Genomic DNA, 24,915 nt, shown 5'->3' on the forward strand with positions numbered 1-24,915 from the left:
AAATCCGAGGGCGGAGCGATTTTAGATTTTAGAACTCAAGAGCAGTTAGGATAGAATGTCGATCGAACTCAACTGCCTGCATAGCCAGTCTTCAATCTAAAATCTAAAATCCGAGGGCGGTAAGTTGCCAGTAGAAAGAACTACTTTCAACAAACTGCGGACAAATGACAATCCGGCTACTTCTTCTTTTTGCCTTTACCAGCAGCCTTAGCAGCATCTGCTTTCGGCTCTTCCATTTTCAGAGGTCCCGAGGAAGCATCTGCCTTCGGCATTTCTACCTCCGTCATGCCGTATTTCCGCATAAAGCGCTCCACACGACCTTCAGTATCAATAATCTTCTGAGTGCCAGTATAAAAAGGATGATTTCCCGACCAGACATCAACTTGAAGCTTTGGTCTAGTTGAACCCACAGTCATCACAAGTTCCCCGTTGCAATAAACCTGAGCTTCGGGATACCACTCAGGGTGAATGCCATCTTTCGCCATTTTTTTTACTCTCTAATTTTTGACTTTACAACCATTTTAGCTGCCGCAGGACTTCTAAACCAACAACAGCACCAATTTTCTCTTATACCTTTTGGAACCAGGAATCAGGAATCGGAAATAAACTTCAAAAAAAGGCAGATAAAATCTGAATGATTCTTGCCTTTTCTTTCTTTCTTCCTTCTTCCTTCTTCCTTCTTCCTTCCTTCTTCCTTCTTCCGTCAATCCGTCAATCCGTCAATCCGAACTTCCGTTACATCCGTTACATCCGTTAAAAAATCCGTTGCCGAACTTCCATTACATCCGTTACATCCGTTACATCCGTTACATCCGTTACATCCGTTGCCGAACTGCCCTCGATTACCGCTTCGAGTATTGAGGGGCCTTGCGAGCTTTCCGCAAACCGTACTTTTTCCGTTCTTTGGCGCGCGGGTCGCGAGTCAAATAGCCCTCAGTCTTGAGAGGCTTGCGGTTGTCCGGGTCTAATTGACAAAGTGCTCTAGCGACACCCAAGCGAATCGAGTCAGCCTGACCTGTCAAGCCACCGCCTTCGACTTTTACCAAAATATCGTACTCATTTTCCAGACCCAAAGTTTCCAGAGGGGCCTTAGCGAGAGCCAAATAAGTAGGGTTGAATTGCAGGTACAAATCCCCCTCTTTACCATTGACAGTCAGTATGCCAGTGCCGGGAACCAAACGTACCCGCGCTACTGAACATTTGCGGCGGCCGGTACCCCAGTACACAGCGCGGCCGGTATCTGTTGCTTGCATTACTCATTTCCTCCCGGAATCGTGTGAACAATTAATTCTTCTGGTTGTTGAGCTTGGTGCGGGTGGTTTGGGCCAGCGTACACCTTCAGCTTCGTAAACAGTTGTCTGCCTAAAGAAGTGTGAGGCAGCATTCCCCGAATAGCTTCTTCGACGATTCTTTCGGGCAAACGTGCTTGCAATTTGGCAAAAGTTTCTGTTTTCATGCCGCCCGGTCTTCCAGAATGGCGGCGGTAGATTTTCTGGGTGCGTTTTTTGCCAGTAACAGCGATTTTGTCAGCATTGATGACAATTACGAAATCGCCGGTATCCATAGAAGGAGTGTAAGTCGGTTTGTGTTTTCCCCGGAGGTACATGGCAACTTCTGTTGCCAGACGGCCCAGCCGCTGGTCGGCGGCATCGACCACGTACCACTTGTGCTCTAGGGAGTCTTGAGTAGGGACGTAAGTTTTGTTCATTGTTTGTTGTTAGTTGTCAGTTGTTAGTTGGCAGTTGGCAGTTGGCAGTGGTCAGTTGGCAATTTTTGAGTTGTTATCAATTGTCAGTTATTTAGTTGTCAGTAATTAGTTTTTTATTCATAGTTACCCACTGACCACTGACCACTGACCACTGACCACTGACCACTGACTAATGACTAATGACTAATGACTAATGACTAATTTTGGCTGAGTGTCGTACCAGACATCTGGGGGAAAGGGAAATTCACAATAGCCAACCCGCAGCAGGCACAAACCTTGAGCGGGAGCGGCATATTTTACCATTTCTCGGCGTTCGTTGACCCAAACATCTGTGAAATTGTCGATCGACCTTTCCCCGCGACCCACCTGTACCAGCAACCCCACCAGCAGCCGCATCATCCCGTACAAAAACCCGCTCGCCTGAACCTCAATATAGACAAGAGGCCCAGAACGGTGACACTCTGCTGCTTGTACGTCCACCCAAGAATGAGGCCGGGCAGACCCCGCACGGTGGAAAGCAGCCAAGTGATGCCGCCCGATTAGCGGTGTCAATGCTGTCTGAATCAAAGATTCATCCACAGGGGCCCGGTAGCAGTGCCAAGCAAAAGGACGCACAAACAAATTAGGGGTCGGGTCTGTATAAAGGGTATAGCGATAGCGCCGCCAACTGGCTGAGAACCGAGCGTGCCAGGTAGGTTCCACCTTTGCCGAAGCTCGAATTAAAATATCTTTTGCCAGTCGAGAGTTGAGAACGCTTGCCCAGCGGTGAGCCGGAATTGGGCCCGGGGCGTCAAAATGGGCTACTTGAGCAGCAGCGTGAACTCCCGCATCAGTTCTCCCGGCAGCGTGCAGCGTTACCGGGCGTTCCAGAACAGTCGATATTGCTGTTTCAATTTCTTCTTGTACTGTACGCTGGTTCGGCTGTCGCTGCCAACCGTGAAAGTTAGTGCCGAGGTATTGGATCACCAGAGCAACGCGCTGTATCGATTGGGGATTTTCGATTGGGGATTTTGGATTGTCAGTCATAAATCACAAATCTCCAACCCAAAATTGAATTAAACCAGTTCAACGATCGCCATTTCGGAATTGTCTCCTTGGCGCGGGACAGTTCGCACTACGCGGGTGTAGCCCCCGTTGCGCGAGCCGTACCGTTCCCCGGCCGCCTCAAACAAGGCGTGTACTAACTGTTTGTCGTAGATAAAGCCCATAGCTTGCCTGCGAGCAGCCAAGGAGCCCTCTTTTGCCAGGGTAATCATTCTGTCCGCCTCTGGGCGCAGCGCTTTGGCGCGGGCGAGAGTGGTAGTAATTTTACCGTGGCGGATTAATTCGGTGGTCAGCGAGCGCAGCATGGCGCGGCGCTGGTCAGCCGGTTTGTTGAGTTGGGGAACGCGACAGCGGTGACGCATGGCAGTTGGTAATTGGTAAGTGGTAATTGGGCGCCGGGATAGTCCGCGAGTTTTGAGCGGTGATTTCTTTAACTTAAAAACTCACCTACTTAAAATTCAGAACTTTTTTACCCGTTACCCGTTGATTAACTTTTAGCTGATTTTTCCTGTGGCAAGGTAATGCCCAAGCGTTTTTGTAAAGCTTCAATCACTTCTTCTGCGGACTTCTGCCCGAAATTCTTGATTTCGAGCAAGTCTTCTTGGGTATAATCCAATAAGTCTGCGACTGAGTTGATCTGAGCCCGCTTGAGACAGTTGTAAGCCCGGACGGACAACTGCAATTCTTCGATCGGAATTTGGCTCGTAGGATCGGCCTCACCTGGATACTCGGGTTTGAGAGAATCTTGGGTGATGTCTTTGAGAGGTGCAAATAAATCTACCAGGATGTGGGCAGATTGACTCAAAGCTTCTTGAGGAGTCACGCTGCCATCAGTCCAGATTTCCATAATCAGCCGGTCTTTCTCGACTGTGCCGCCTACCCGAGCATCTTCAACGCTGTAGTTGACTCTGCGAATCGGCATAAAAATGGCGTCAATTTGGAGAAAATCCAAAGCCGACCCATCATCGCGACTGCGGTCTACTGCTCGGTATCCGATGCCTTTTTCAATTCTGAATTCCATTTCCAGAACTGAGCCGGGCGAGAGAGTCGCAATGTACTGCGATTTATCGATCAATTCCACCTCAGAGGGCAAATCGAACCTATCGGCCGTAACTGTGACTGGCCCCTCAATCCGCAACCTGCCGATTTGCGGCTGCTGAGAATGAGTTTTGAGGACAACCTCTTTCATGTTCAGGAGAATTTCCAGAACGTCCTCACGTACCCCTTCGATCGTGGCAAACTCGTGATTGACGCCCGCGATTCGGACTGAAGTTACTGCCGTTCCTTCCAAATTTGACAGCAGAACTCGCCGAAGCGCATTCCCAACAGTTGTTCCCTGACCGCGATCGAGCGGTTCCAGGACAAATTTTCCGTACTGACTGCGGTCTTTGTCAGTGTTAGACTCTATACATTCAATTTGAAACTGCGCCACGGAGTGACCTCCCTTTTCCACTTTGGATTTTTGATTTTGGATTTTAGATTGCAGAGCATACCCCTGAACGGATTTCGGATTTTGGATGGACGGGGCAACAGTTAGAACCATTAGTTTTTGACTTTAAGCAGTTAGCCATTATCCAAAATCTAAAATCTAAAATCTCAAATCGTTTTAGACTCTACGCCGCTTGGGAGGGCGACAGCCGTTGTGAGGAATTGGGGTAACATCTCTAATCAGGGTGATTTCCAGTCCCGCCCCTTGCAGCGCCCGAATTGCAGTTTCTCTACCTGCTCCGGGGCCGCTCACCATTACTTCTATTTGGCGCATTCCTTGGTCGTTGGCTCTGCGGGCAGCACTTTCTGCTGCTGTTTGAGCTGCAAAGGGAGTCCCCTTTTTAGCTCCTTTAAAACCGCTGGAACCTGCGGATGCCCAGGATATTACTTCGCCGTTGAGGTCGGTAATAGTTACAATCGTGTTGTTAAAGGTAGACTGGATGTAGCCTACCCCATTGGGTACATTCCGTTTCTGCTTTTTTGCACCAGATTTCTTGCCTGTTTGTGGTCGCGCCATATTAGTCTCTTTAACGTTTCTCTCAACTAATGTCCCGAAGCGCTAGGAGCCAGCAGCCCCCAGCGTATTTTTCCAAAAAAGATGTTACTTCTTGGAAGGTGCCTTTTTCTTGCCCGCAACTGTTCGGCGGACGCCACGGCGGGTTCTGGCATTGGTACGGGTTCGTTGTCCCCGCACCGGCAGACCCAAACGGTGACGCCGACCGCGATAAGTTCCGATGTCCATCAGGCGCTTGATGTTCATTGACTCCCAGCGCCGGAGGTCTCCTTCGATTTGGTATGTGGTTTCTACATGAGCCCGCAGAGCTGTCACGTCGGCCTCTGTTAAATCCTTGACGCGAGTGTCAGGATTTACGCCTGTTGCAGCGATAATTTTTTGGGCCCGCGACAGGCCTATTCCGTAAATGTATGTCAGACCTATTTCGACGCGCTTATCGCGTGGAAGGTCTACCCCGGCAATCCGTGCCACACTTTTTGTCTCCCTAGTTTTCCTGTTTGGCTACAATATTCAATTAGGCAGCACTTGCGTGCAGTGCCCAATCTTCCTGTTTTCTAACCTTGGCGCTGTTTGTGTTTCGGGTTAGTACATATCACCATCACTCGACCGCGACGGCGGATGACGCGACATTTTTCACAAATTTTTTTGACAGATGCTCGAACTTTCATCTTTCTTCCTGCCTGGAGAACCCCGCTCTACCGGATAGCAGGCACGCTGGGACTGCCCGAGCGAGCGGTGGGAGGAGAGGCTGGGCAAGGTGTAGGCCTCTCCTCGATTAAATTGTATAAAGTGCGGGTTGTTTCATGAAGGAGCCCGCTTGCACCCACTCCCATTGCTGGGGTAAAGTTCGCCTGCACAAAAATGTTGGCGATCGATACTTAGGCGGCGTATCAATGATTTAACCCGGTACGCCGCTGGGTTGTTGACGCCCTTCTCGGCAACACTACAAACGTAGCATTATAGCATAAATTTGAAGCTTTTTACCAAATTCTCTCTAATTAAACTTAGAATTAGTTTTTAGAAAGTTTTATCTAAGCCTATTTTTTCCGAAGGCGATAAGTAATCCTGCCTTTGGTCAAGTCGTAGGGAGTCAATTCGACTTTGACGCGATCGCCAGGCAGAATTTTGATGTAGTTGCGGCGGATCTTGCCGGAAATGTGAGCTAGCACGTTAAACCCATTATCTAGGTCAACGCGAAACATCGCATTGGGCAGGGATTCCGTCACTGTCCCTTCCATTTCAATTAAATCTTGCTTAGACAATTTGGTATTTACCTCAACTCTACATTTGATTAACTAGGAGTGTTCCAGCGTTGACCTCAAAACCTATTTACTGGTAGGAGTCAAACGGGAAGGGGGGCAATAATTAGGGCGACTCGATCGACTTCTTGACTCAACCAACCGCTCGCTTTAGCTTTATTCGAGTAAAGTTGCGGCAATTAGTATCGAGTTCAATCCTGTTTTTAGCAACCCTCACAAAACCTGATAGCACAAAAAGCTCCTAGTTAACATATCTTAGCAAAAGCTGGTGAGTAACAAGCTTGATTGAGAGGGTTCAAGAGTCGCCAGAGAGAGCCTTTTGAAGTTCTGCGGTAACTAATTCCATCGATCGATCGCCATCAACCGCAACTAACTGTTGACGGCCGCTGTAAAAATCAATCAAAGGCTCAGTTTGCTCGCGATAAACTTGCAACCGGCGGCGGATCGTCTCCTCATTGTCATCCTGGCGACCGCGCGACAGCAGGCGAGCCACCAAAATGTCATCAGGCACGTCGAGATTCACAGCTTTTAGACTAACTTTCGCATTCGGTGTACTCCCCCCCGCACCGCTAAGTTCGTGCAGCAGTTTGTCTAAAAAAGTTGCCTGGGCAACAGTGCGGGGAAAACCGTCGAGAATCCAGCCCGCATTCGCGTCCGGTTCATTTAAGCGTTCCTGCACGATATCCATCAGCAATTGGTCGGGAACCAACTCACCCCTGTCCATGTAAGCTTGCGCCTTTAGGCCCAAGGCAGTTTTCGCCACCACGCAGGCGCGCAGGATTTCGCCCGTAGAAATGTGGGGTATTTTCCAGAGAGCGGCTAATATCTGAGCCTGAGTTCCCTTTCCCGCCCCTGGAGGCCCCATGAAAATAAATTGCATTGCGATTACTTCACCATTCCTTCATATCGTTGGGAGATGACGTAAGTTTGAATTTGCTTAGCAGTTTCGATCGCCACACCTACTAGAATGAGTAGGGAAGTTGCGCCAAAGCCTCTAAAAGTTTGCACGCCGATCGCGCTTTCCACAGCAGTTGGTACAATAGCCACCAGACCGAGAAAAATCGCTCCCAAGAAAGTCAAACGGTTCAAAACCTTCTCCACATAATCGCTGGTTTTCTGACCTGGACGAATCCCAGGAATGCTGGCACCCATTTTCTTTAAGTTCTGAGACATATCTACGGGGTTGACAATCAACGAAGCGTAGAAATAGCTAAAGAACAGAATCAAAGTCAGATAAAACAGCGCGTAAGCCCAAGGCGCCGGCCCGTTTGGACTCAAGACATTAGCCACTTGAACCAAAAACGGGTTATTGAGAGACTGAGCGAGGAAAGAAGGCACAATCAACACCGAAGATGCAAAAATAATCGGCATCACTCCGCCTTGATTCAAGCGCAGGGGCAGATAACTGCGACTCTCCCGATAAACCTTTTTTCCGACTTGGCGGCGGGCCGAAATAATCGGAATGCGGCGAGTACCTTCCTGAACAAAAACAATCCCGACAATCGTCACCAAAAATACCAGCAGCAGCACAATTACGCGGCCGACTATCGCGTTATCGCCACTTTGGGCTAACTCAAAAGTTTGTCCCAAAGAACGCGGCAAGACCGACACAATGTTGATAAAGATCAACAGCGATGCTCCGTTCCCGATACCTCGTTCCGTCACCACTTCCGATATCCACATTACAAACATCGATCCGGCTGTGAGAGCCAAAGCGGTTTGTGGTATGAATAAAGGCGAGGGAGCTTGAGCAAAAGGGCTGACCCAAATCGCAATGCCCACGCTTTGCAGAATTGCCCAGCCCAAAGAAACGTAGCGAGTAATTTGAGAAATCTTGCGCCGTCCTGCTTCCCCTTCATTTTTCTGCAAGTCTTCTAAACTTGGCAGAGCCGCAGTTAGAAGTTGCACAATAATTGAAGCATTAATGTAGGGCAAAATCCCCAGCGCGAAAATCCCCAAAGCTGACAGGCCGCCTCCTGAGAACAAATCCAGAAAGCCAATTAAAGGGCTATTTTGGACGTTTTGGGCAAAGGCGACTCGATCGATGCCGGGGACTGGCAAGTGGACACCCAGGCGCACTAAAATCAATAAGCCAATGGTTACGAGGATACGGCCTCGCAAACCAGCAGCTTGAGCCATCTGCATGAACGTCTCTTGTGCAGTTGGCGCTTTCTCTCTACTAACGTCCATAGTTACGATTTTGGATTTTAGATTTGGGATTTTCGACTAAATCATTTTCTGATAGCAAGGTTGAGGATTTGAGATTTGGACAGATTCTCAAACCTCAAATCTTTAGGCAACTAATTCACAACTTCCGCCTGCCGCTTCTATTTTGGTGCGAGCACCTGCGGTAAAAGCCTTGGCGCGTACTTGCAGAGGCACATTTAGTTCGCCATCTCCTAAGATTTTCAGCGGCCCGTCGTCTGTGGTGACAATTTTTGCTTGAATCAAAGAGGTGAGAGTAACTTCTGTGTTTGCTGGCAGCGATGCTAATTTACTTACATTAATGGTAGTGTACTCTTTCCGGTTCACTAGAGGGAAGCTTTTGAGCTTGGGGAGGCGGCGGTAAAGAGGATTTTGACCGCCTTCAAAACCGGGTCTAGTGCCGCTACCGGCTCTAGATTTTTGACCGCGCATCCCTTTGCCGGAACTCGCGCCTTGCCCGGCAGAAATACCTCTGCCCAAGCGTCGGGGGCGCTTTTGGGAGCCTGCTTTGGGTCGGGCGTCTTGCAATCTCATAGTTTTAGTAATTGGTAATTGGTAATTGGTATTTAGAGAGCGGGTACGCAGTAGTTTTGAGTGCGTGAGTTTTAAGTTGCGGATTTTTTTATTTTCACCGCAAGCACTTAACACTCAAAACTTACAGTTTCCCATTCTCGCGTGCCCTAACCGTAGAGATTTTCTACTGGAATTCCGCGCTCTTGAGCAACTTCGGACAAGGTGCGGAGGGTGGAGAGGGCATTGACTGCTGCTCGGGCGTTGTTTAAGGGATTTCCGGAACCTAGCTGTTTGGCTAAGATGTTGCGGACTCCGGCTAGTTCGAGAACTGTTCGCACTGCTCCCCCTGCAATTACCCCGGTTCCGGGTGCTGCCGGCCGCATCATCACTTTAGCTCCGCCGCCGTCACCGTTGATGGGGTGAGGGATCGAGTTAGATTTGGTGAGGGGGACTTCAATTAGGTGCTTTTTGCCGTCGGCGACGCCTTTTTTAACGGCACCGATTACGTCGCTAGCTTTGCCGACTCCCACTCCAACTTGACCGCGTTCGTTGCCGATAATGACTATGGCGCGGAAGCTGAGTTTTTTACCGCCTTTGACTACTTTGGTAACGCGCCGGATCTGAACGACCCGTTCTTGCCATTCGGATTCTTTTTCGCGCCCTTTGTTGTTGCTGCTGCTTTTTTTCTTGTTGCGCTGTTCTTTTTGTTCTGCCATAGTTTTGTCCTGTGGGAATTAGTAATTGGTGAAAGGCGATCGGCAATTGGTAATTGTTTGAGTAAAAAGTAAAAATAGAAGAAATCTGGTTTTTGCCTTTTAACTTTCAACTTTTGACTTTTTACTTTTTAATTACTCATTACCCGCTACCCATTACCTCCTCTAGAAGTCTAACCCGGCTTCGCGAGCTGCTTCTGCGAGGGCTTTGACGCGACCGTGATAGAGGTTGCCTCCGCGATCGAATACAACTTTGGTTATGCCAGCGCTGGCACAGCGTTTCGCGATCGACTGACCGACTTGCACGCTCGCGGAGCAGTTGCTTCCCGAAGTGAGAACGGACTTCAAATCCGGGTCTAGGGTTGACGCGGCGACCAAAGTGTGCTGTGCCGTGTCGTCGATTACTTGGGCGTAGATGTGCTGGGACGATCGAAATACCGCTAGTCTGGGACGTTCGGCGGTGCCGAACACCTTGCGCCGCACCCGGCGGTGTCTGCGGTGGACTGATTCTTTGCGAGTAAGCTTCATGGTTACTTCTTACCTGTTTTGCCTGTTTTACCAGCTTTGCGCCGGACGACTTCGCCGCTGTAGCGAATGCCTTTGCCCTTATAGACTTCGGGCGGACGCACCGCGCGGATGCGGGCTGCTGTATTGCCTACGAGTTCTTTGTCAATGCCGGAGACGATGACGTTGGTGTTGCCTTCAACTGCCATTGTGATGCCTTCTGGAGGGGGCATTTCAACGGGCTTGCTGTAACCGACGTTTAAAATCAGGTTCCGTCCTTGAACCTGGGCCCGATAACCTGTGCCGATAATTTCGAGACGCCGCTGAAAACCTTCTGATACACCTTCGACCATGTTGGCGACTAGGGTGCGGCACAAGCCGTGCAGTTGTCTGGCGACGCGAGATTCGTCGCGGCGGGTGACGAGTAAAGTCTCGCCTTCGAGTCCCATGAGGATTTCGGCTGGGATAACTCGGGAAAGTTCACCTTTAGGGCCTTTGACGGCTACTTTTTGACCGTCTAGGGTGATGGTGACTTTCGTGGGAATGCTAATCGGACGCTTGCCAATTCGCGACATAATTTTTTGTCCTTTGTTTTTAGTTAATTAGTCGTCAGTTGTCAGTTGTTAGTTGCCAGTTGTCAGTTGTTAGCTGTCAGTTTTTAGTTGTCAGTTGTTAGTTGTTAGCTGTCATTATTTGCTACTAACTACTAACCCATAACTAATAACTAATGACTAATGACTGCTGACTAATGACTGATGACTACCAAACATAACAAAGCACTTCACCGCCCAAACCTTGGCGTCGGGCTTCTCGATCGGTCATAATGCCGCTGGAGGTGGAAATAATGGCTATGCCAATTCCGCCTAATACTCTGGGCAATTCTTTACGGTTCGAGTAAACGCGCAGTCCTGGTTTGCTGACTCGCTTAAGTGCCGTTATGATGGGCTTGCGAGTTTTACCTTTGTACTTTAGAGAAAGCACTAAATGTCGCTTGATCCCTTCTGGTTCTGCTTCTTCAAATTCGCTGATAAAGCCTTCACTTTTGAGGACTTGGGCGATGCTGCGGGTCATTTTTGTAGCTGGAATTTGCGTTGTTTGGTGGCGCGCCATGCAAGAATTGCGAATGCGCGTCAACATATCTGCTATGGTATCGTTAGCTGCCATCTTTTGCTTCTTACTCTAGTGCTTAGTTGTCCCGGAACGGCATTCCCATTTCTTTAAGCAAAGCGCGTCCTTCTTCGTCAGTGTTTGCTGTGGTGATAATTGAAATGTCCATGCCTCGAATTTGATCGATGCGGTCATATTCTATTTCTGGAAAAATTAGCTGTTCTCTCAGACCCAAGCTGTAATTACCGCGACCGTCGAAGCTTTTGGGGCTGATGCCGCGGAAGTCGCGGATTCGGGGGAGTGCGAGGTTGATCAGCCGATCGAGAAAATCGTACATCCGATCGCCGCGCAGCGTCACCATCACGCCGACGGGTACTCCTTTGCGGATTTTGAAGCCTGCGATCGCTTTTTTCGCGCGCGTCACCACGGGTTTTTGCCCGGTGATGATGCCAATTTCGTTGATCGAAGAATCCAGTGCCTTAGCATTTTGAGATGCTTCTCCCAAACCGCGGTTCACGGTGACTTTGACGAGTTTGGGAACCTGATGGATATTAGTATATTTAAACTGATCCATCAGTGTGGGAACGATTTTTCCTTGATAAAGAACCTTGAGTTTGTCCGGCATAGTTTTTGTGTTTCGTTAACTGTCCCTGGGCTTGGTCAGGGAATTTGTCTCTTGTCAGTTGGCCGTTGTCAGTTGGCCGTTGTCAGTTGTTAGTTGTCAGTTGTCAGTTGTCAGTTGTCAGTTAAGCACTAATGACTGATGACTAATGACTGATGACTAATGACCAATGACTAATTATCGAGGATTTCTCCTGTTTTTTTGAGCTGTCGGAGTTTGCGGCCATCTTCGCTAAATGTATAGCAGACGCGGCTGGCTATTTTCTCTTTTTCGGAATAGTGCATGACATTTGAGCTGTGAATGGGAGCCTCAAACGTGACTATTTTCCCGGACTCTCCCTCTTGCTGGGGCTTGACGTGCTTGGTTCTGATATTTACACCTTTAACAATTACTTTGCTGACTTTAGGATATGTCTTTAAGATTTCTCCGACTTTTCCTTTCTCTTTGCCAGTAATTATTTGCACGGTGTCGCCTGCTTTGACGTGCATTCTGTAGCGCTGCGGTTCGCTAGTTGGTTTACCCTTTTTTCCGTACATTTTAAAGTACCTCCGGGGCTAAGGAAACGATTTTAGTAAAGTTTTTGTCGCGCAGTTCGCGGGCGACGGGGCCGAAAACGCGAGTGCCTCTCGGGTTGCCGTCTACGTTGATAATGACGGCGGCGTTGTCGTCAAAACGAATGCTCATGCCGCTGTCGCGGCGCAGACCTTTGCGGGTTCTGACAATGACGGCCCGGACGACATCTGATTTTTTGACTGCCATATTGGGGATGGCGTCTTTGACGACGGCAATGATGACATCGCCGACTCCGCCGTAGCGGCGGTTGCCGCCTCCCAATACGCGGATGCACATCAGTTTGCGGGCTCCGCTATTGTCGGCGACATTGAGGTATGTCTGGGGTTGAATCATGGTAATTGGTAATTGGGAAAAAAGTAATTGGTAATTGGTAATTGGTAATTGATAATTGGTTACTACTGCCAACTGTCAACTGTCAACTGTCAACTGCCAACTGTCAACTGTCAACTGTTAGCCGTTTTTTGTCCCGAAAATCTCAGCAACAGTCCAGCGTTTGGTTTTGCTCAAGGGGCGGGTTTCAGTGATGCGGACGCGATCGCCCGATTTGCACTGATTTTCTTCGTCGTGAGCTTTGTACCGCTTGGTGCGGACTACGATTTTGCCGTATTTGGTGTGGGAGGAGCGGTTTTCGATCGCTACCACGACGGTTTTGTCCATTTTGTCGCTGACTACTACGCCAACTCGTTCTTTAATTGCCATACCTACCTATTTTTGTTGTGCAATTGAGTTTTTTTTAACTACTGCGCGATCGTCGGCTCGGCTGCTTCTGACTCTTGGCTGACTGCTGCGGTTGGAGCAGGCTGTGCTGCCTCTTTTGAGGCGGCTAATTTTTCTGCCGCTTCTGCCTCAGCAACAACTTGGCGCTCGCGTTCAACTGTCATTAATTGAGCGACGCGGTGTTTGGCGTGCTTGAACAGGTGAGGCTTTTCCATGCGGCCAGTAGCTTGCTGGAGCCGCAATTCCATTAGTTGGCGCTTGACGGCTAAAATTTGCTCTGCTAGTGCTGCATCGCTTAATTCTCTAGCTTCTTTAATCTTGGGCAAAGACATAATAATTGTGTGCTTTCTCGTTAGCGATCGGTATGACAGAAGACAGAATTGTCTAGATGCTGAATGTCGAAGGAAAGAAAAGTTATGAATGGCAGATTTTAAATTGCTGTAGCCGTTTAAAAATTTGACCAATGCCGACTTACTTCTACCTTCGATTATCGCTATGACTGGGCTTCTTCGCGGGTGATGAACTTGGTTTTAATTGGTAATTTGAAAGATGCCAAACGCATTGCTTCGCGGGCAGTTTCTTCAGTTACCCCGCCAATTTCAAACATTACCCGGCCGGGTTTGACAACGGCAACCCAAAACTCAGGATTACCTTTACCGGAACCCATCCGGGTTTCTGCTGCGCGCTGGGTGACTGGTTTGTCGGGAAAAATGCGAATCCAGATTTTGCCGCCCCGGCGGATATAGCGAGTCATGGCGCGGCGTCCGGCTTCTATTTGGCGAGAAGTGATCCAGGCGGGTTCGATGGCTTGGAGCGCGAAGTCGCCAAAGCTAACTGTGTTGCCGCGGGTGGCAATACCGCTCATTCGCCCGCGCTGTTGTTTGCGGAATTTTGTTCTTTTAGGGCTTAACATGGCTGGGGAATTCAGTAATTGGTAATCGGTATAGCGGACAGCACGAACTTACTCGCCCTTCGCTGTCAACTGTCAACTGTCAACTGTCAATTGACTGTTAGCCTTCGTTCGATCGATCTTCAAAATTCTGGCGGCGGCGCTTTTGCTTGGTGCGGGGTACCGCTGCATTTGGTGCAGCCTCTGGTTCCTGTCCGGGAATAATTTCGCCTTTGAAAACCCAAACTTTAATGCCCAAGATGCCGTAGATGGTTTGAGCAGTGCAGTAGGAGTAGTCGATGTCTGCCCGCAGCGTGTGCAAGGGGACTCTGCCTTCGCGGGTCCATTCGGTACGGGCGATTTCTGCACCGTTGAGCCGTCCGCTGACTTGAATTTTGATGCCTTGGATGCCTACTTTTTGGGCGCGGGTGATTGCTTGGCGGACTACTCGGCGGAAGGATACGCGCCGTTCTAGTTGCTGTGCAATGTATTCCGCGATCAGTGTGGCATCGGCGTCTACTCGCTGAACTTCGATAACGTTGATGCGGATTTGGCGGTTGCTGCCGAGTTGCTGCTGCAAACCGACGCGCAAGGTTTCGATGCCTGCTCCGCCGCGGCCGACGACAACGCCCGGTCTGGCGGTGAACACTTCTAGGTCGATTTGATCGGCTTTGCGCTCAATTCTGACCGAGGAAATCCCAGCATTGCTGAGGGTTTTGCGGACGTACTTGCGAATTTTAAAGTCTTCTTGCAAGAGTTCTGGATAGTTTTTCGGGTCGGCAAACCAGCGAGAGCGGTGCTCTTGGGTAATGCCGAGGCGAAAACCAATTGGATGTATTTTTTGGCCCATAAAAGTTGATGAGTTAATTGGTAATTGGTAATTGGTAATTGGTAATTGGTAATTGGTGATTACCGGTTTTTTTCAACTTATAAGCTGTTTATTACCTATTACTTTTTCCCTGGTTAGTTTTCTACGAGCGGTGCTACTACTACGGTAATGTGGCAAGTTGGCTTGCGGATTTGGTAGGCGCGACCTTGAGCGCGGGGTCTAAAGCGTTTGAGGACTGGGCCTTGGTCTGCGTAAGCTTGAGAAACTACTAGCTTGGCTTTGTCCAATCCTGCGTTGTGTTCGGCGTTGGCTACTGCCGATCGCAAAACTTTAACTATGGGTTCGCAGGCGCGGTAAGGCATGAATTCGAGTAAAATCAGCGCTTCTTGATAGCTTTTGCCTCGAATTTGGTCGAGAACTCGGCGCACTTTGAAGGGGGATGTCCGTATGTAACGGGCGATCGCCTTAATTTCGGATGTGGTATCTATAACCATTTCGATTTGGGTAATTGGTAATTGGTAATTGGGAAAAAGGTAATTGGTAATTGGGAAAAAGTTTGTCCGATTACCTATTACCTGTCACCTAATTCGGCTATCTTTTTGCCTTTTTATCACCACTTTTCGCGTGACCTCTAAAGGTGCGAGTGGGGGAGAATTCTCCGAGTTTGTGACCTACCATTTGGTCTGTGAGGTAGACGGGTACGTGCTGTCTGCCGTTGTGAACGGCGATGGTGTGGCCTACCATTTGGGGTAGGATTGTGGAAGCTCGCGACCAAGTTTTAATTACTTGTTTTTGGCCTGCGGCGTTGAGTTTTTCGATTTTTGTCATCAGATGATCTGCGACAAACGGGCCTTTTTTTAGCGATCGAGACATGGTTTTGGTAATTAGTAATTAGCAGTTGGAATTGAATTGGGAAGAAAGTCGGAGGAATAAAAGAGCGCGGAAAACTTTTTGGTTGTTCCTTCTTCCTTCTTCCTTCTTCCTTCTTCCTTCTTCCTTCTTCCTTAACTTTGTCTGCCGCCCTTGCCGCGCTTGGAAGATTTGCGGCGGCGGCGGACGATTAAAGCGTCGCTGCGCTTGTTTTTGCTTCGAGTTTTGGCACCCAATGCTGGTTTGCCCCAAGGAGTCATAGGCCCCGGACGCCCGATGGGCGCTCTGCCTTCGCCACCGCCGTGCGGGTGGTCTACCGGGTTCATGACGCTACCGCGAACGGTGGGTCTGCGACCTTTCCATCGGGTGCGGCCAGCTTTGCCGAGGCTGAGGTTTCTGGCGTCTGTGTTGCCGACTTGACCGATGGTGGCGTAGCAGTCGGCGCGGACTTTGCGCTGTTCGCCGGAGGGCAGTTTGAGGGTGACGTAGCTACCTTCTTTTGCCATTAGCTGAGCGCTGGAGCCTGCGGAACGGACGATTTGCCCGCCTTTGCCCGGTACTAGCTCGACGTTGTGGATGCTGGTACCGAGGGGAATGTTCTTCAGGGGGAGGGCGTTGCCGATTTCGATCGGCGCGTCTGGGCCTGAGACAATTACTGTACCGACGTTTAAGTTGAGCGGGTGCAGGATGTACCGTTTTTCGCCGTCTTTGTAGAACAGGAGGGCGATGCGGGCGTTGCGGTTGGGGTCGTATTCGATCGCCTTGACGGTAGCGGGAATGCTGTGTTTGTCGCGGCGGAAGTCGATGTCTCTATACAGCCGTTTGTGACCGCCTCCCCGGTGGCGGCAGGTGATGACGCCTCGGTTGTTGCGGCCTTGTTTGGTGTGCTTGTTGCTGGTTAGAGACTTTTCTGGCTCTGATCTGGTAATTTCAGCGAAGTCCGAGACGGTTTGTTCTCGGGTGCTGGAGGTATAAGGTCGGTAAGAACGGATGCCCATAATCGATTTTAGATTTTAGATTTTAGATTTGGGATGCAAGGACTTGGCGGTTTTGGATTTTAGATTTGGGATTATCAGTTAACTGGCTAGCTTTCTGGGCTTGGTATTTTCACCAGTTAACCGCAATCTAAAATCTAAAATCTAAAATCCAAAATTGGCTAAACTTCTGGGAATAGGAGTTTGCGGATCGAGTCTCCGTCGGTCAGAGTTACGGTTGCTCGCTTGTAACAAGGTTTAAAGCCGACGAATTTACCAACTCGGCGCTTTTTGCGCGGCGGGTTTTGGGTGTTAACTGCGGTGACTTTAACCTTAAATAGTTCTTCGATTGCAGCTTTGATTTGAGGCTTCGTCGCTTTGGGGGCTACGTCGAATGTGAATTGATTTAATTCCATCATTCGGGTAGCTTTCTCGGTGAGAATCGGACGCTGGATCAAATCTGCGTAGTCGCGGGGGTCGATTTTACTCACCGTAAATCTCCTGAATTTTTGCTATGGCTGTAGATGTGACGATAATTTTGTCCGCCGCAAGAACGTCGTAAACATTCAGGGAAGTTGCCAAGATGACATTTACTAATTCGATGTTTCGTCCTGACAAGTAGACGTTTAGTTGCGGTTCTGGCAAGATTAACAGAACTTTTGTATCGGGTTCGATGCCCCAGCGGGCGATCGCACTCAGCAATTCTTTGCTTTTCGGTCTCTGAAATTGCTCTGCAAATTCTTCAACCACAATGATGTCTTCGGTACGGCTGTAGAATGCTGTCCGCAAAGCGAGACGGCGTTCTTTTTTGTTCATTTTGACTTCAAAGTCTCTCGGTTTTGGCCCGAAGATGACACCGCCACCACGCCACAGCGGAGAACGGATAGAACCTGCTCTGGCTCGACCGGTTCCTTTTTGACGCCAGGGTTTGCGGCCGCCGCCTCTGACTTCCGATCGAGTTTTGGTGGAAGCATTTCCTTGACGGGCGTTATTCAGTTGCCGCGTCAATGCTCTGTGAACGATGTGAGACGCATTTTCTTCTTTGGCTACGCGCAGTTCTAAAGTTGTTTCCCCAACTTCTTCGCCTTGCCAATTTCGCACTACACAGTTAACCATATCTTTTGTCCTTTGTCTGTTGTTAGTTGTCTGTTTTTAGTGATCTGTTGTCTGTTTTTAGCTATCTGTTGTCTGTCTGTTATTAGCTCTTAGTTTTCAGCTTTTAGTTTTCAGCTTTTAGTTCTTAGTTATTGCTGACTACTAACCGCCAACTAATGACTACTGACTAATGACTACTGACTAATGACTACTGACTGCTGACTACTGACTAACGTCCTACTTTTTTCTCAGGCACAACATTGACTAAGGCGCCAGCTTTGCCGGGAACTGCTCCTTTAATTAGCAGCAAATTCTGCTCTGTATCCACCCGGACAATTGTTAGTTTGCGGACGGTGACTTGAACGTTGCCCATACGTCCTGCCATTTTTTTACCGGGATAAACGCGACCGGGAGTAGTTCCAGGCCCGATCGAGCCTGGCTCGCGGTGGTTCTTGGAACCGTGAGACATGGGGCCTCGTTTAAAGTTGTGGCGCTTTTGAAAGCCTGCAAAACCTTTACCGATGCTTGTACCGATGACATCTACTATTTGTCCCGGTGTAAAGGTATCTGCTTTTAGTTGTTGACCTAATTCAAAGGAACTGGTATCTTCCAAGCGGTATTCCTGCAAGTGGCGCACTGGTGTCGCTGCCGACTTGGCAAGGTGTCCCAATTCTGGCTTGTTGAGAGCCTTCGGCTTAACATCGCCGTATCCGACTTGAACGGCACCGTAGCCGTCAGTTTGTTTTGTTTTGATTTGAGTTACTGTACAAGGCCCTGCTTGTATGACGGTGACGGGGATTGCTCTCCCTTCAGCGTCAAACACTTGAGTCATGCCTAGTTTAGTGCCAAGAATGCCTACAGACACGGATTTTCTTCCTTTTATTTACGCAAGAGGTTTCGGATTGCGAAGTTTACGTCAATCCGCTTGCTCTTGTGCAGAAACATTTATTTCAGTGTTCCTGCAATTAACTGTTATCAACCAACAGCCTTCCTCGGTGTTTAAAATTTGAGTTTTAAATTTGGGAGCGAGCTTGTGGAAGTCTTGCAAGGGTTGAGATTCGCGGCTTTTTACCTGTTCGATCTCCGAGTTTTATCTCGGTCTTGCTTGTTTGTGCCAGGACTTGAGCAGTAAACTATTCAGTATCCTTTTACGGCGACAACTCACTATAGTACATGAAGTGTTTGCAGTTTGTCAAGGCCGGGAAGATAACTTTTCGCCTCAGAAGCGAGGATTTATAATATCTCAAGCTCGCAAGCAGCGATCGACCAAATTTAAGATAGCAGGCAAGACAAATTTATGGGACTGATTACGACGGGATCGGATCTGATTCGGGATTTGGAAAAGTCGGGGTCGCTGGCCCTGTACGTTCCTTTAGAGGGAGGATTTGAGGGGCGCTACCTGCGCAGGCTGAGGGCTGCTGGTTACGGTGCGTACACGATTTCGGCGCGGGGTTTGGGCGATTTGGCGATGTATTTGACGGGGGTTCACGGGGTGCGACCGCCGCATTTGGGCAAGAAAACTACAGGCAACGAAGGGGCTGTGGGTTATACGTACTACGTGCCGCCGATGTTGAAAACTCAATTAGACAATTTGCCGCCGAAAGCAAAAGGACTGGTGCTGTGGATTATTGAAGGGCAGATTTTGTCGAGTCAGGAGATTGAGTATTTGACTGTTTTGCCGACGTTAGAACCGCGAGTTAAAATAGCAGTGGAGATGGGGGGCGATCGAGCTTTTAGCTGGAAGCCGCTTAAAGATGCTTTAGTTGCAGCTTAAATTCCGGTATTTGCGATCGCAAATCAACTAAAAAAACGCAGCGAGCAACAAAAGCTCCATAGCTTCTGCTCGCTGGTTTTGCTCTTTTTTGGAAAAACTTAATTAACAGGAAAAATTTAATGCTTCAGAACCGCGATTATACCATAATCATTGACAAAAGCGGCAGTATGTACACAAAAGACCAGATGGGCGGAAAAAGTCGGTGGGCGCTAATGCAAGAATCGACGATCGCACTGGCGAATAAATGCGAAGAACTCGATCCTGATGGCATAACTGTTTATGTGTTTTCCGGTCGATTCAAGCGCTACGACAACGTAACATCAGCTAAAGTCGTGCAAATATTCCAAGAAAACGAACCTTCCGGCACCACGAATTTAGGTGCTGTTCTGCAAGACGCTCTGAACAGTTTTTTTCAGCGCAAAGCATCCGGTAAGACCAAGCAAAATGGGGAAACTATATTAGTGGTGACGGACGGGGAACCGGACGATCGCAAAGAAGTGATGAAAACGATTATAGAGGCTTCGCGGAAGCTCGATCGAGATGAAGAGTTGGCGATTTCTTTCATTCAAGTAGGAAATGCGCCGGAAGCTACTAAATTTCTCAAAATATTGGACGACGAACTGCAAAGCGCCGGGGCTAAATTCGATATCGTTGATACTGTCACGATGGATGATATTGAAGGAATGACCCTGACAGAGGTATTGCTGAATGCAATAACTGATTGAGGAGGCGGTTTATTCAGTTGACAGTTGACAGTTGACAGTTGACAGTTGACCGCAAGAGGGCGACCTCTACCTGGAAGCAAGAGGATTGGAGTGATGTAATAGTCTTCTTTTAATTTCTCCCTACAAGGGTTCCGGCTTTAAACCAATTCTTTCTGGTAAACTTCGCGCGATTGTATTTGTGTTAGTTGGCGCAACAGCATTTTTTAGGGGGTTTAAGTTATGGAATCGATCGATCGCCTGTTAGCTGAACTTAAGGCAGAGTATCAAGCATCTCAAAAACAAGCTGATGAGTTGAAAAGTCAGCCGCTGGTGCAAGCACAAGCGCCTTTGGCACCAGCAGCAGTGCCGTCAAATCAAACATTTAAAACATCAGATATAAATTTGTCTGCTGGTGCTTTAGACAAGGATTTAGCTCAAATTAAGGCTGAGTACGAAGCACAAAATAAAGCTCAGGAAGTGGCTTCACTGCAACCGCTTAAGGCTGAGCACGAAGCGCCAAATAAAGCTCAGGAAGTGGCTTCACTTGAACCGCAGCCAGCAGAAAAAGTCGCCGGGCCGCAGTTGGAAGTACAAACGCACAGACAGAAAGTGAGGCAAGCTCAGGTTTGGCTGAAAAAGTTGGATAAAAATTCCGATGAGGGGTATTGGTTCGATCAGTTTGCTTTTAGGTATTCTTCGAGGATAGATGCGGCGATCGACTATTTGCAAGCTGTGAATGAGTTTGATTGAGCGAACTACACGGCATTCACAATTTGTAAGGACGTTTTTTGGTGAATTGCCATCTCTATTTGTTGTAATACCAATTTTAAAAAAGAATGCAACAGTATTCTTGTTCCCCCCCTTAGCAAGGGGGGGCTAGGGGGGGTCGAAGAGTGTTGTACGATTTTAGAGAAATGGTATAAATATCATTTATAGGCACACAGCACAGTTATTTTCTGTGGCGGCGACAACCACGGGGAGGATTGATTTTACACTAATTTTTTGGACACTGATGTAGGATTCAACAAAAACAAAGCCGCCTTTTTTGCTGTATCTTCAGATAGCTGAATTTGTTTTAACTCAACAATACCTTCACTGATAAAAGTATCTCTCAAAGCGGCTTTTTCTCCGCTGTTAAAAGTCGTTTCGTAAAACACTTCTCGAATCCCAGCCGCAATGACTAATTTCAAACAATAGATGCAGGGTTCTAAGGTGACGTAAATACTAGCCCCAGCGGTAGATATGCCGTGTTTTGCAGCTTTGGCGATCGCATTTGCTTCTGCGTGAACCGCCCGCGAAGGCAAAATTTTGCTGGCGTCGCAACTGCTTAAACCAGGATAGCAGAATCCTTGAGTCGTACAGTGTGCTGAACCTGACGGCGAACCGTTATAACCCGTGGCTAAAATTTGCCTGTCTTTAACTATTACCGCACCTACGGGAAATGCCAGACAAGTCGATCGAGTGGCGGCTAATTTTGCCAACATCAAAAAGTATTCGTCCCAATTTGGTCTTTGAAGGGGTTCGTAGTTGTCTGGTGTATTGTCCATTTAAAATGTAGAATTATAACTGTATCGAGACAATTGATTTATGGCGAGATTCCAGTCGATCCAAATCCATTATCTCCCCTTGAACTGGTACTCAACATTTTTACTTCTTCAATTTCCACGCGAATTACCGGCGCGATTACCATTTGAGCAATTTTCATGCCTTTTGTCACTTGAAAAGAAGTTTGACCGTGATTGATTAAGATTACTTTGATTTCGCCTCGGTAGCCCTCATCTATGGTTCCTGGTGCATTGAGTACAGTGATTTGGTGGTTGAGAGCTAAACCGCTTCTGGGACGGATTTGGGCCTCTGTTTTTTGGGGCAATTCTATGGATATGCCTGTATGAATTAACTGGCTTTCTCCGGGAGTTATTTCTAATTCATCTATCGAAAATAAGTCCATTCCAGCATCAGTATCGTGGGCGTATTTGGGGATTATGGCTGATTCATGCAGTTGCTGAATTTTTAATTTCATTTTGTTTGGTGAGTGGAATGATCGAGGAAGAGTGATTATACAGAAAGGTTTTTAGCTATCCCAATTTGAGTTGTATCGGAATTATTTAACCGCAGAGAGCGCAGAGGACACAGAGGAGGAGAAGAGAGTGATGAATAATTTCGACGATCGCAATTATTACGGGGCTAGTCTGGCTTTTCCGAGACGAGTTGCTGTGTACCACTTGGCAATATCGGGTGCCCAATTCTCAAAATGAGGCCACATCATTTCGCAGAGTTTTTGAATTTCCAGTTGAGCATTTTTCTTGTTTCTCAAGTCAGCAAAATGCAGGAAAGACCTTAAATTGAAACTGACTACAAAATGCTGGCGGTAGTCAAAGGGTAATTTGCCTCTGGCGTGTTCCTCGGACATACCGCCGTCGAAGTCAATTTTATAACGTTTAGCGGCTTCTAGACACCACTGTAAATCTTGTTGTCTTTGTTCGGGAGAATAGTAGTATTTTTTGCCTTCGCGATCTGTATAATAATCTACTGGACGCAAATAGAAAATATCTTCTATATCTTTTTTGCCGGTTGCTGCATCCAGGAATTGATTGCCTGTATAACGCAGGGAATTATGTACTACTAAACCATTAGCAACGAAATTATGCCATTCACCATCCACCTCTAGGTCATAAGTCATTTGTTCGCCAACATATTCAACACTCTTGACTTTTACGGGATGAGAACGCAATTTTCTCCCTTTTTGCTTTGGCTTGACTTGCCAATTTTCAGGCTCTAATATTGGCGAGTAAGCTTTAGCAAATTCTAGCTCTAAGTTGTTTTGATGAATATATTCGTGACATTCTTTGCAGAAAGTCACTAGATTATCAAAATCATAAGCAAGAGATTTATCTGCAAAAACTGGTATTAAGTGATGGGCGTGAAGAACACCACCTCTGACAGCACATTTCTGGCAAATAAAATCAAACTTTTTATGAACTTGGGGCGCAATTTGCCGCGTCCAAGCGCCAATTAATTCTCGATCCGTAGAAGTACCACCTTTCCAAAAATTAGACTCAGCACCTCTTTGCGTGTAAATTTTTGCATTTTCGATTCGTCTCTGGCGGCTTTCTTCAGAGAGGTTAAGTTGATAACCTCCTTTACCTTTATTCCAAGGTTCATCTCTTCCAGGTTTTCGCTTATTTAGAGACAATCCATAAGCATATATCCATTTTTTAACCGCATCAATTGAACAGTTAGCTAAAGTCGCTATTTCATTGGCGTGCATTCCTTGATTAAGTTGCTCTACCAACCAAGCCTTGTTGCGATAGAGGGCATTAGGATCGTAATTCCAAGGTTTATGATTGTCAAGATAATGTGGACTCGAGCATTTTAAAGACAACTCAAATTTATCAATCCATACTTTAACCGTAGCAATAGAGCAAGCCGATAAACCAGCAATTTCTTTGATAGTTAATCCTTTGGCGATTTGGGCTTCTAGCCATGATTTGTCTGTGTAAAGCCTATCATCCGTCACTGATAAACCATTGCACATGACATAGGAGTTTTTGGCTATGCTAACGACATTGCCATCAGATGCGGTTGTCAATCCAACCGCATCTTTCATTGTTTGCCAACCGCTTGCGGTGAATAAACGGTGATTGGTAGTACACTCTAAAGTCTTGCCATCTTCCAATGTAACTTTATAAACGGGTTGAATACCGCTACACATTACATCTTTGATATGACCCACTTCAAACAAGCCAGTTTGTTCATTTAAAACTCGCAAGCGCATTTTACGGATTCTTTGCTTGCAGTCACGACGATATTCGCCTGGTGGTTCACCATTTCGACCTCGAATAGACCGAGAACGAATCGCTTTTTCCCCATTAGTCCAAAGGTCATACAGTTCTCCAATTGTTTTGCTCAAATTTTTGCCAGCACTTCCCTCGCAATTAACAAAAGTGATTGCGGTATCAGCAGCAAGACATTGCACATCAAAGGATACTCCAACACGATGTGTCCTGGCTTGCTGCATGACACTGTGGGGAAAGTAGCCGCAATTAAAAATAATTTGGGGATGTTCTAAGGGGCCGTAATGCCCCCGATCGCCTGCGAGGAGCCTTTTTACGATAATTTCGCCGCATTCTGCGTCTGAGGGCCAGGAATCGCGATCGTCAAATACGAAATTCTCGGTATAGTCTTGATGGAGGGCTGCATAAATTACTTGCTGAGGATTTGGCGTTTGAGAAATAACTTCTACTCGAAATCTATCCATATATATTTTTATTTTTGAAGGTCGCTATAGTTGAAAATTTGAACATTTTAAATTATTTCATAAGATGGCATTCTTGGCAAGTTTTTCAAACTAATAATTCGTTGACAGCTACGCTAAAACCTGAGTCCTAGTAAAGTTACCCGATCGCAGCATATTCTTGAGCTTGTAAATTTTTGCCGTTAGCGCAGCCCGGGCGAGACGATCGCACTTTTTACCGTCGGGCCGCTGACAATCACTGTTTACCGGGTTCCGCAACTTAACTGATTGGGTTTTTATAGAGGTTGGTACTCAAAATTTTTTACGAGAGTTATTGCTGTCACGGTTTACCGTTTTTTGCACCGCGTACTACTATATCAATAGTTTGGATGGTTTGAAGAAGCGATCTGGCCCAACACTTCGAGAGATCGGATAGAATGCAGCCAAAGAATAAAGAACCTTTAATGACGATCGTCTTCCTGTGGTGAACCACTCCTTTGTAGCTTGTTTCATCGACTGAGCGTGCCTTGTGAAGCGCCGATCGCGATCGCCAATGACAACTACTCACTCTCTAGATAG

37 protein-coding genes are annotated in these 24,915 nt (G+C 47.6%); 3 read left to right on the top strand and 34 right to left on the bottom strand.

The features are described from left to right. Positions 1-176: 176 nt before the first annotated feature. The 30 genes from rpmE to rplC form a co-directional block, all read right to left on the bottom strand. Positions 177-485 (bottom strand): 50S ribosomal protein L31, encoded by a 309-nt coding sequence (rpmE, locus tag QUB70_RS02330; protein ID WP_332978132.1) that lies wholly within the window; start codon positions 483-485, stop codon positions 177-179. Between the two features lie 357 nt (positions 486-842). Continuing rightward, positions 843-1,253: a 30S ribosomal protein S9 gene (gene rpsI, locus QUB70_RS02335; protein ID WP_106147490.1), complete on the bottom strand. Its 411-nt coding sequence runs from the start codon at positions 1,251-1,253 to the stop codon at positions 843-845. Then, positions 1,253-1,708, bottom strand: a complete 456-nt coding sequence (gene rplM / locus QUB70_RS02340) for a 50S ribosomal protein L13 (RefSeq protein ID WP_332978133.1) — start codon at positions 1,706-1,708, stop codon at positions 1,253-1,255. Before rplM ends, rpsI begins: the two co-directional genes overlap by 1 nt. 183 nt (positions 1,709-1,891) lie before the next feature. Next, positions 1,892-2,734: a tRNA pseudouridine(38-40) synthase TruA gene (truA, locus tag QUB70_RS02345; RefSeq protein WP_332978134.1), complete on the bottom strand. Its 843-nt coding sequence runs from the start codon at positions 2,732-2,734 to the stop codon at positions 1,892-1,894. A 29-nt stretch (positions 2,735-2,763) separates the two neighbouring features. Next, a complete protein-coding gene (gene rplQ, locus QUB70_RS02350; RefSeq protein WP_332978135.1) occupies positions 2,764-3,114 on the bottom strand; it encodes a 50S ribosomal protein L17 in 351 nt (116 codons plus the stop codon). Between the two features lie 125 nt (positions 3,115-3,239). After that, positions 3,240-4,184 carry a DNA-directed RNA polymerase subunit alpha gene (locus QUB70_RS02355; protein WP_332978179.1) on the bottom strand — a complete coding sequence of 315 codons (945 nt, stop codon included), beginning with the start codon at positions 4,182-4,184 and terminating at the stop codon, positions 3,240-3,242. Between the two features lie 174 nt (positions 4,185-4,358). Then, positions 4,359-4,757: a 30S ribosomal protein S11 gene (gene rpsK, locus QUB70_RS02360; RefSeq protein ID WP_332978136.1), complete on the bottom strand. Its 399-nt coding sequence runs from the start codon at positions 4,755-4,757 to the stop codon at positions 4,359-4,361. 84 nt (positions 4,758-4,841) lie between these two features. Beyond that, complete coding sequence (rpsM, locus tag QUB70_RS02365; protein ID WP_006634981.1) at positions 4,842-5,225, bottom strand: 30S ribosomal protein S13; 384 nt, start codon at positions 5,223-5,225, stop codon at positions 4,842-4,844. An 83-nt stretch (positions 5,226-5,308) separates the two neighbouring features. Continuing rightward, positions 5,309-5,422 carry a 50S ribosomal protein L36 gene (gene rpmJ / locus QUB70_RS02370; RefSeq protein ID WP_015178722.1) on the bottom strand — a complete coding sequence of 38 codons (114 nt, stop codon included), beginning with the start codon at positions 5,420-5,422 and terminating at the stop codon, positions 5,309-5,311. 369 nt (positions 5,423-5,791) lie between these two features. Beyond that, entirely contained in the window at positions 5,792-6,016 is a 225-nt protein-coding gene (gene infA, locus QUB70_RS02375; RefSeq protein WP_006276978.1) for a translation initiation factor IF-1, read from the bottom strand. Between the two features lie 292 nt (positions 6,017-6,308). After that, positions 6,309-6,893, bottom strand: coding sequence for an adenylate kinase (locus QUB70_RS02380; protein WP_332978137.1), 585 nt, complete (start codon positions 6,891-6,893; stop codon positions 6,309-6,311). Positions 6,894-6,898: 5 nt separating this feature from the next. Then, positions 6,899-8,203 carry a preprotein translocase subunit SecY gene (secY, locus tag QUB70_RS02385; protein WP_332978138.1) on the bottom strand — a complete coding sequence of 435 codons (1,305 nt, stop codon included), beginning with the start codon at positions 8,201-8,203 and terminating at the stop codon, positions 6,899-6,901. Positions 8,204-8,305: 102 nt separating this feature from the next. Continuing rightward, on the bottom strand, positions 8,306-8,752 hold the full coding sequence (gene rplO / locus QUB70_RS02390) for a 50S ribosomal protein L15 (protein ID WP_332978139.1): 447 nt from the start codon (positions 8,750-8,752) through the stop codon (positions 8,306-8,308). Positions 8,753-8,898: 146 nt separating this feature from the next. Then, positions 8,899-9,447, bottom strand: a complete 549-nt coding sequence (gene rpsE, locus QUB70_RS02395) for a 30S ribosomal protein S5 (protein ID WP_190745441.1) — start codon at positions 9,445-9,447, stop codon at positions 8,899-8,901. Positions 9,448-9,609: 162 nt separating this feature from the next. Then, positions 9,610-9,972, bottom strand: a complete 363-nt coding sequence (gene rplR / locus QUB70_RS02400; RefSeq protein WP_332978140.1) for a 50S ribosomal protein L18 — start codon at positions 9,970-9,972, stop codon at positions 9,610-9,612. Positions 9,973-9,974: 2 nt separating this feature from the next. Next, positions 9,975-10,523, bottom strand: a complete 549-nt coding sequence (rplF, locus tag QUB70_RS02405) for a 50S ribosomal protein L6 (protein WP_106333885.1) — start codon at positions 10,521-10,523, stop codon at positions 9,975-9,977. Positions 10,524-10,707: 184 nt separating this feature from the next. Beyond that, positions 10,708-11,112 (bottom strand): 30S ribosomal protein S8, encoded by a 405-nt coding sequence (gene rpsH, locus QUB70_RS02410; RefSeq protein ID WP_332978141.1) that lies wholly within the window; start codon positions 11,110-11,112, stop codon positions 10,708-10,710. 22 nt (positions 11,113-11,134) lie between these two features. Continuing rightward, entirely contained in the window at positions 11,135-11,680 is a 546-nt protein-coding gene (gene rplE / locus QUB70_RS02415; protein WP_006634989.1) for a 50S ribosomal protein L5, read from the bottom strand. Positions 11,681-11,850: 170 nt separating this feature from the next. Continuing rightward, a complete protein-coding gene (gene rplX / locus QUB70_RS02420) occupies positions 11,851-12,213 on the bottom strand; it encodes a 50S ribosomal protein L24 (RefSeq protein WP_265233163.1) in 363 nt (120 codons plus the stop codon). A 1-nt stretch (position 12,214) separates the two neighbouring features. Then, positions 12,215-12,583: a 50S ribosomal protein L14 gene (gene rplN, locus QUB70_RS02425; protein WP_172190401.1), complete on the bottom strand. Its 369-nt coding sequence runs from the start codon at positions 12,581-12,583 to the stop codon at positions 12,215-12,217. Positions 12,584-12,700: 117 nt separating this feature from the next. Further along, positions 12,701-12,949, bottom strand: a complete 249-nt coding sequence (gene rpsQ / locus QUB70_RS02430; protein ID WP_006634992.1) for a 30S ribosomal protein S17 — start codon at positions 12,947-12,949, stop codon at positions 12,701-12,703. Positions 12,950-12,987: 38 nt separating this feature from the next. Then, positions 12,988-13,299: a 50S ribosomal protein L29 gene (gene rpmC / locus QUB70_RS02435; RefSeq protein WP_332978142.1), complete on the bottom strand. Its 312-nt coding sequence runs from the start codon at positions 13,297-13,299 to the stop codon at positions 12,988-12,990. 161 nt (positions 13,300-13,460) lie between these two features. Then, positions 13,461-13,880, bottom strand: a complete 420-nt coding sequence (gene rplP, locus QUB70_RS02440; RefSeq protein WP_332978143.1) for a 50S ribosomal protein L16 — start codon at positions 13,878-13,880, stop codon at positions 13,461-13,463. 97 nt (positions 13,881-13,977) lie between these two features. Then, positions 13,978-14,706 (bottom strand): 30S ribosomal protein S3, encoded by a 729-nt coding sequence (gene rpsC / locus QUB70_RS02445; protein ID WP_332978144.1) that lies wholly within the window; start codon positions 14,704-14,706, stop codon positions 13,978-13,980. 113 nt (positions 14,707-14,819) lie between these two features. Beyond that, positions 14,820-15,179 carry a 50S ribosomal protein L22 gene (gene rplV, locus QUB70_RS02450; RefSeq protein WP_332978145.1) on the bottom strand — a complete coding sequence of 120 codons (360 nt, stop codon included), beginning with the start codon at positions 15,177-15,179 and terminating at the stop codon, positions 14,820-14,822. 97 nt (positions 15,180-15,276) lie between these two features. Next, entirely contained in the window at positions 15,277-15,558 is a 282-nt protein-coding gene (gene rpsS, locus QUB70_RS02455) for a 30S ribosomal protein S19 (RefSeq protein ID WP_332978146.1), read from the bottom strand. A gap of 131 nt (positions 15,559-15,689) precedes the next feature. Continuing rightward, the gene (gene rplB / locus QUB70_RS02460) at positions 15,690-16,553 is read right to left on the bottom strand and encodes a 50S ribosomal protein L2 (RefSeq protein ID WP_332978147.1); all 864 of its coding nucleotides are present in this window, start codon (positions 16,551-16,553) and stop codon (positions 15,690-15,692) included. 158 nt (positions 16,554-16,711) lie between these two features. After that, on the bottom strand, positions 16,712-17,020 hold the full coding sequence (locus tag QUB70_RS02465; RefSeq protein ID WP_172190395.1) for a 50S ribosomal protein L23: 309 nt from the start codon (positions 17,018-17,020) through the stop codon (positions 16,712-16,714). Beyond that, positions 17,013-17,645, bottom strand: coding sequence for a 50S ribosomal protein L4 (gene rplD, locus QUB70_RS02470; protein WP_332978148.1), 633 nt, complete (start codon positions 17,643-17,645; stop codon positions 17,013-17,015). Before rplD ends, QUB70_RS02465 begins: the two co-directional genes overlap by 8 nt. 208 nt (positions 17,646-17,853) lie before the next feature. Continuing rightward, complete coding sequence (gene rplC, locus QUB70_RS02475) at positions 17,854-18,489, bottom strand: 50S ribosomal protein L3 (protein ID WP_332978149.1); 636 nt, start codon at positions 18,487-18,489, stop codon at positions 17,854-17,856. A gap of 432 nt (positions 18,490-18,921) precedes the next feature. On the opposite strand from rplC, the gene QUB70_RS02480 reads away from it, so the two are divergent. From QUB70_RS02480 to QUB70_RS02490, 3 genes are all read left to right on the top strand, one after another. After that, entirely contained in the window at positions 18,922-19,398 is a 477-nt protein-coding gene (locus tag QUB70_RS02480; RefSeq protein WP_332978150.1) for an NAD(P)H-quinone oxidoreductase subunit N, read from the top strand. A 119-nt stretch (positions 19,399-19,517) separates the two neighbouring features. Next, positions 19,518-20,123, top strand: coding sequence for a vWA domain-containing protein (locus QUB70_RS02485; RefSeq protein WP_332978151.1), 606 nt, complete (start codon positions 19,518-19,520; stop codon positions 20,121-20,123). A 219-nt stretch (positions 20,124-20,342) separates the two neighbouring features. Continuing rightward, complete coding sequence (locus tag QUB70_RS02490) at positions 20,343-20,852, top strand: salt stress protein, Slr1339 family (protein WP_332978152.1); 510 nt, start codon at positions 20,343-20,345, stop codon at positions 20,850-20,852. Between the two features lie 239 nt (positions 20,853-21,091). Here QUB70_RS02490 and QUB70_RS02495 read toward each other — a convergent pair whose 3' ends face one another. The 4 genes from QUB70_RS02495 to QUB70_RS02510 form a co-directional block, all read right to left on the bottom strand. Further along, on the bottom strand, positions 21,092-21,649 hold the full coding sequence (locus tag QUB70_RS02495; protein ID WP_332978153.1) for a deoxycytidylate deaminase: 558 nt from the start codon (positions 21,647-21,649) through the stop codon (positions 21,092-21,094). Positions 21,650-21,687: 38 nt separating this feature from the next. Beyond that, positions 21,688-22,122, bottom strand: a complete 435-nt coding sequence (gene dut, locus QUB70_RS02500) for a dUTP diphosphatase (protein ID WP_332978154.1) — start codon at positions 22,120-22,122, stop codon at positions 21,688-21,690. 156 nt (positions 22,123-22,278) lie between these two features. After that, positions 22,279-24,360, bottom strand: coding sequence for an FAD-dependent thymidylate synthase (locus QUB70_RS02505; RefSeq protein ID WP_332978155.1), 2,082 nt, complete (start codon positions 24,358-24,360; stop codon positions 22,279-22,281). Positions 24,361-24,676: 316 nt separating this feature from the next. Next, positions 24,677-24,904 (bottom strand): hypothetical protein, encoded by a 228-nt coding sequence (locus QUB70_RS02510; protein WP_332978156.1) that lies wholly within the window; start codon positions 24,902-24,904, stop codon positions 24,677-24,679. Between the last annotated feature and the right edge of the window lie 11 nt (positions 24,905-24,915).

The sequence above is a fragment of the Microcoleus sp. A003_D6 genome, from assembly GCF_036702825.1.
Classification (GTDB): Bacteria; Cyanobacteriota; Cyanobacteriia; order Cyanobacteriales; family Microcoleaceae; genus Microcoleus.

What these genes read in the sequence shown, in the direction of transcription:
- QUB70_RS02505 (WP_332978155.1), bottom strand. Translation starts at nt 24,360, where the DNA reads ATGGATAGATTTCGAGTAGAAGTTATTTCTCAAACGCCAAATCCTCAG.
- QUB70_RS02495 (WP_332978153.1), bottom strand. Translation starts at nt 21,649, where the DNA reads ATGGACAATACACCAGACAACTACGAACCCCTTCAAAGACCAAATTGG.
- rplO (WP_332978139.1), bottom strand. Translation starts at nt 8,752, where the DNA reads ATGAGATTGCAAGACGCCCGACCCAAAGCAGGCTCCCAAAAGCGCCCC.
- rplV (WP_332978145.1), bottom strand. Translation starts at nt 15,179, where the DNA reads ATGGTTATAGATACCACATCCGAAATTAAGGCGATCGCCCGTTACATA.
- rplN (WP_172190401.1), bottom strand. Translation starts at nt 12,583, where the DNA reads ATGATTCAACCCCAGACATACCTCAATGTCGCCGACAATAGCGGAGCC.
- QUB70_RS02490 (WP_332978152.1), top strand. Translation starts at nt 20,343, where the DNA reads ATGGAATCGATCGATCGCCTGTTAGCTGAACTTAAGGCAGAGTATCAA.
- rpsK (WP_332978136.1), bottom strand. Translation starts at nt 4,757, where the DNA reads ATGGCGCGACCACAAACAGGCAAGAAATCTGGTGCAAAAAAGCAGAAA.
- secY (WP_332978138.1), bottom strand. Translation starts at nt 8,203, where the DNA reads ATGGACGTTAGTAGAGAGAAAGCGCCAACTGCACAAGAGACGTTCATG.
- rpsH (WP_332978141.1), bottom strand. Translation starts at nt 11,112, where the DNA reads ATGGCAGCTAACGATACCATAGCAGATATGTTGACGCGCATTCGCAAT.
- rplF (WP_106333885.1), bottom strand. Translation starts at nt 10,523, where the DNA reads ATGTCGCGAATTGGCAAGCGTCCGATTAGCATTCCCACGAAAGTCACC.
- truA (WP_332978134.1), bottom strand. Translation starts at nt 2,734, where the DNA reads ATGACTGACAATCCAAAATCCCCAATCGAAAATCCCCAATCGATACAG.
- rpmJ (WP_015178722.1), bottom strand. Translation starts at nt 5,422, where the DNA reads ATGAAAGTTCGAGCATCTGTCAAAAAAATTTGTGAAAAATGTCGCGTC.
- rplQ (WP_332978135.1), bottom strand. Translation starts at nt 3,114, where the DNA reads ATGCGTCACCGCTGTCGCGTTCCCCAACTCAACAAACCGGCTGACCAG.
- rpsQ (WP_006634992.1), bottom strand. Translation starts at nt 12,949, where the DNA reads ATGGCAATTAAAGAACGAGTTGGCGTAGTAGTCAGCGACAAAATGGAC.
- rplX (WP_265233163.1), bottom strand. Translation starts at nt 12,213, where the DNA reads ATGTACGGAAAAAAGGGTAAACCAACTAGCGAACCGCAGCGCTACAGA.
- QUB70_RS02485 (WP_332978151.1), top strand. Translation starts at nt 19,518, where the DNA reads ATGCTTCAGAACCGCGATTATACCATAATCATTGACAAAAGCGGCAGT.
- rpmE (WP_332978132.1), bottom strand. Translation starts at nt 485, where the DNA reads ATGGCGAAAGATGGCATTCACCCTGAGTGGTATCCCGAAGCTCAGGTT.
- rplE (WP_006634989.1), bottom strand. Translation starts at nt 11,680, where the DNA reads ATGCCGGACAAACTCAAGGTTCTTTATCAAGGAAAAATCGTTCCCACA.
- rpsS (WP_332978146.1), bottom strand. Translation starts at nt 15,558, where the DNA reads ATGTCTCGATCGCTAAAAAAAGGCCCGTTTGTCGCAGATCATCTGATG.
- rpmC (WP_332978142.1), bottom strand. Translation starts at nt 13,299, where the DNA reads ATGTCTTTGCCCAAGATTAAAGAAGCTAGAGAATTAAGCGATGCAGCA.
- rpsE (WP_190745441.1), bottom strand. Translation starts at nt 9,447, where the DNA reads ATGGCAGAACAAAAAGAACAGCGCAACAAGAAAAAAAGCAGCAGCAAC.
- rpsI (WP_106147490.1), bottom strand. Translation starts at nt 1,253, where the DNA reads ATGCAAGCAACAGATACCGGCCGCGCTGTGTACTGGGGTACCGGCCGC.
- rpsC (WP_332978144.1), bottom strand. Translation starts at nt 14,706, where the DNA reads ATGGGCCAAAAAATACATCCAATTGGTTTTCGCCTCGGCATTACCCAA.
- rplM (WP_332978133.1), bottom strand. Translation starts at nt 1,708, where the DNA reads ATGAACAAAACTTACGTCCCTACTCAAGACTCCCTAGAGCACAAGTGG.
- QUB70_RS02480 (WP_332978150.1), top strand. Translation starts at nt 18,922, where the DNA reads ATGGGACTGATTACGACGGGATCGGATCTGATTCGGGATTTGGAAAAG.
- rplD (WP_332978148.1), bottom strand. Translation starts at nt 17,645, where the DNA reads ATGGTTAACTGTGTAGTGCGAAATTGGCAAGGCGAAGAAGTTGGGGAA.
- rplR (WP_332978140.1), bottom strand. Translation starts at nt 9,972, where the DNA reads ATGAAGCTTACTCGCAAAGAATCAGTCCACCGCAGACACCGCCGGGTG.
- rplB (WP_332978147.1), bottom strand. Translation starts at nt 16,553, where the DNA reads ATGGGCATCCGTTCTTACCGACCTTATACCTCCAGCACCCGAGAACAA.
- dut (WP_332978154.1), bottom strand. Translation starts at nt 22,122, where the DNA reads ATGAAATTAAAAATTCAGCAACTGCATGAATCAGCCATAATCCCCAAA.
- rplP (WP_332978143.1), bottom strand. Translation starts at nt 13,880, where the DNA reads ATGTTAAGCCCTAAAAGAACAAAATTCCGCAAACAACAGCGCGGGCGA.
- QUB70_RS02380 (WP_332978137.1), bottom strand. Translation starts at nt 6,893, where the DNA reads ATGCAATTTATTTTCATGGGGCCTCCAGGGGCGGGAAAGGGAACTCAG.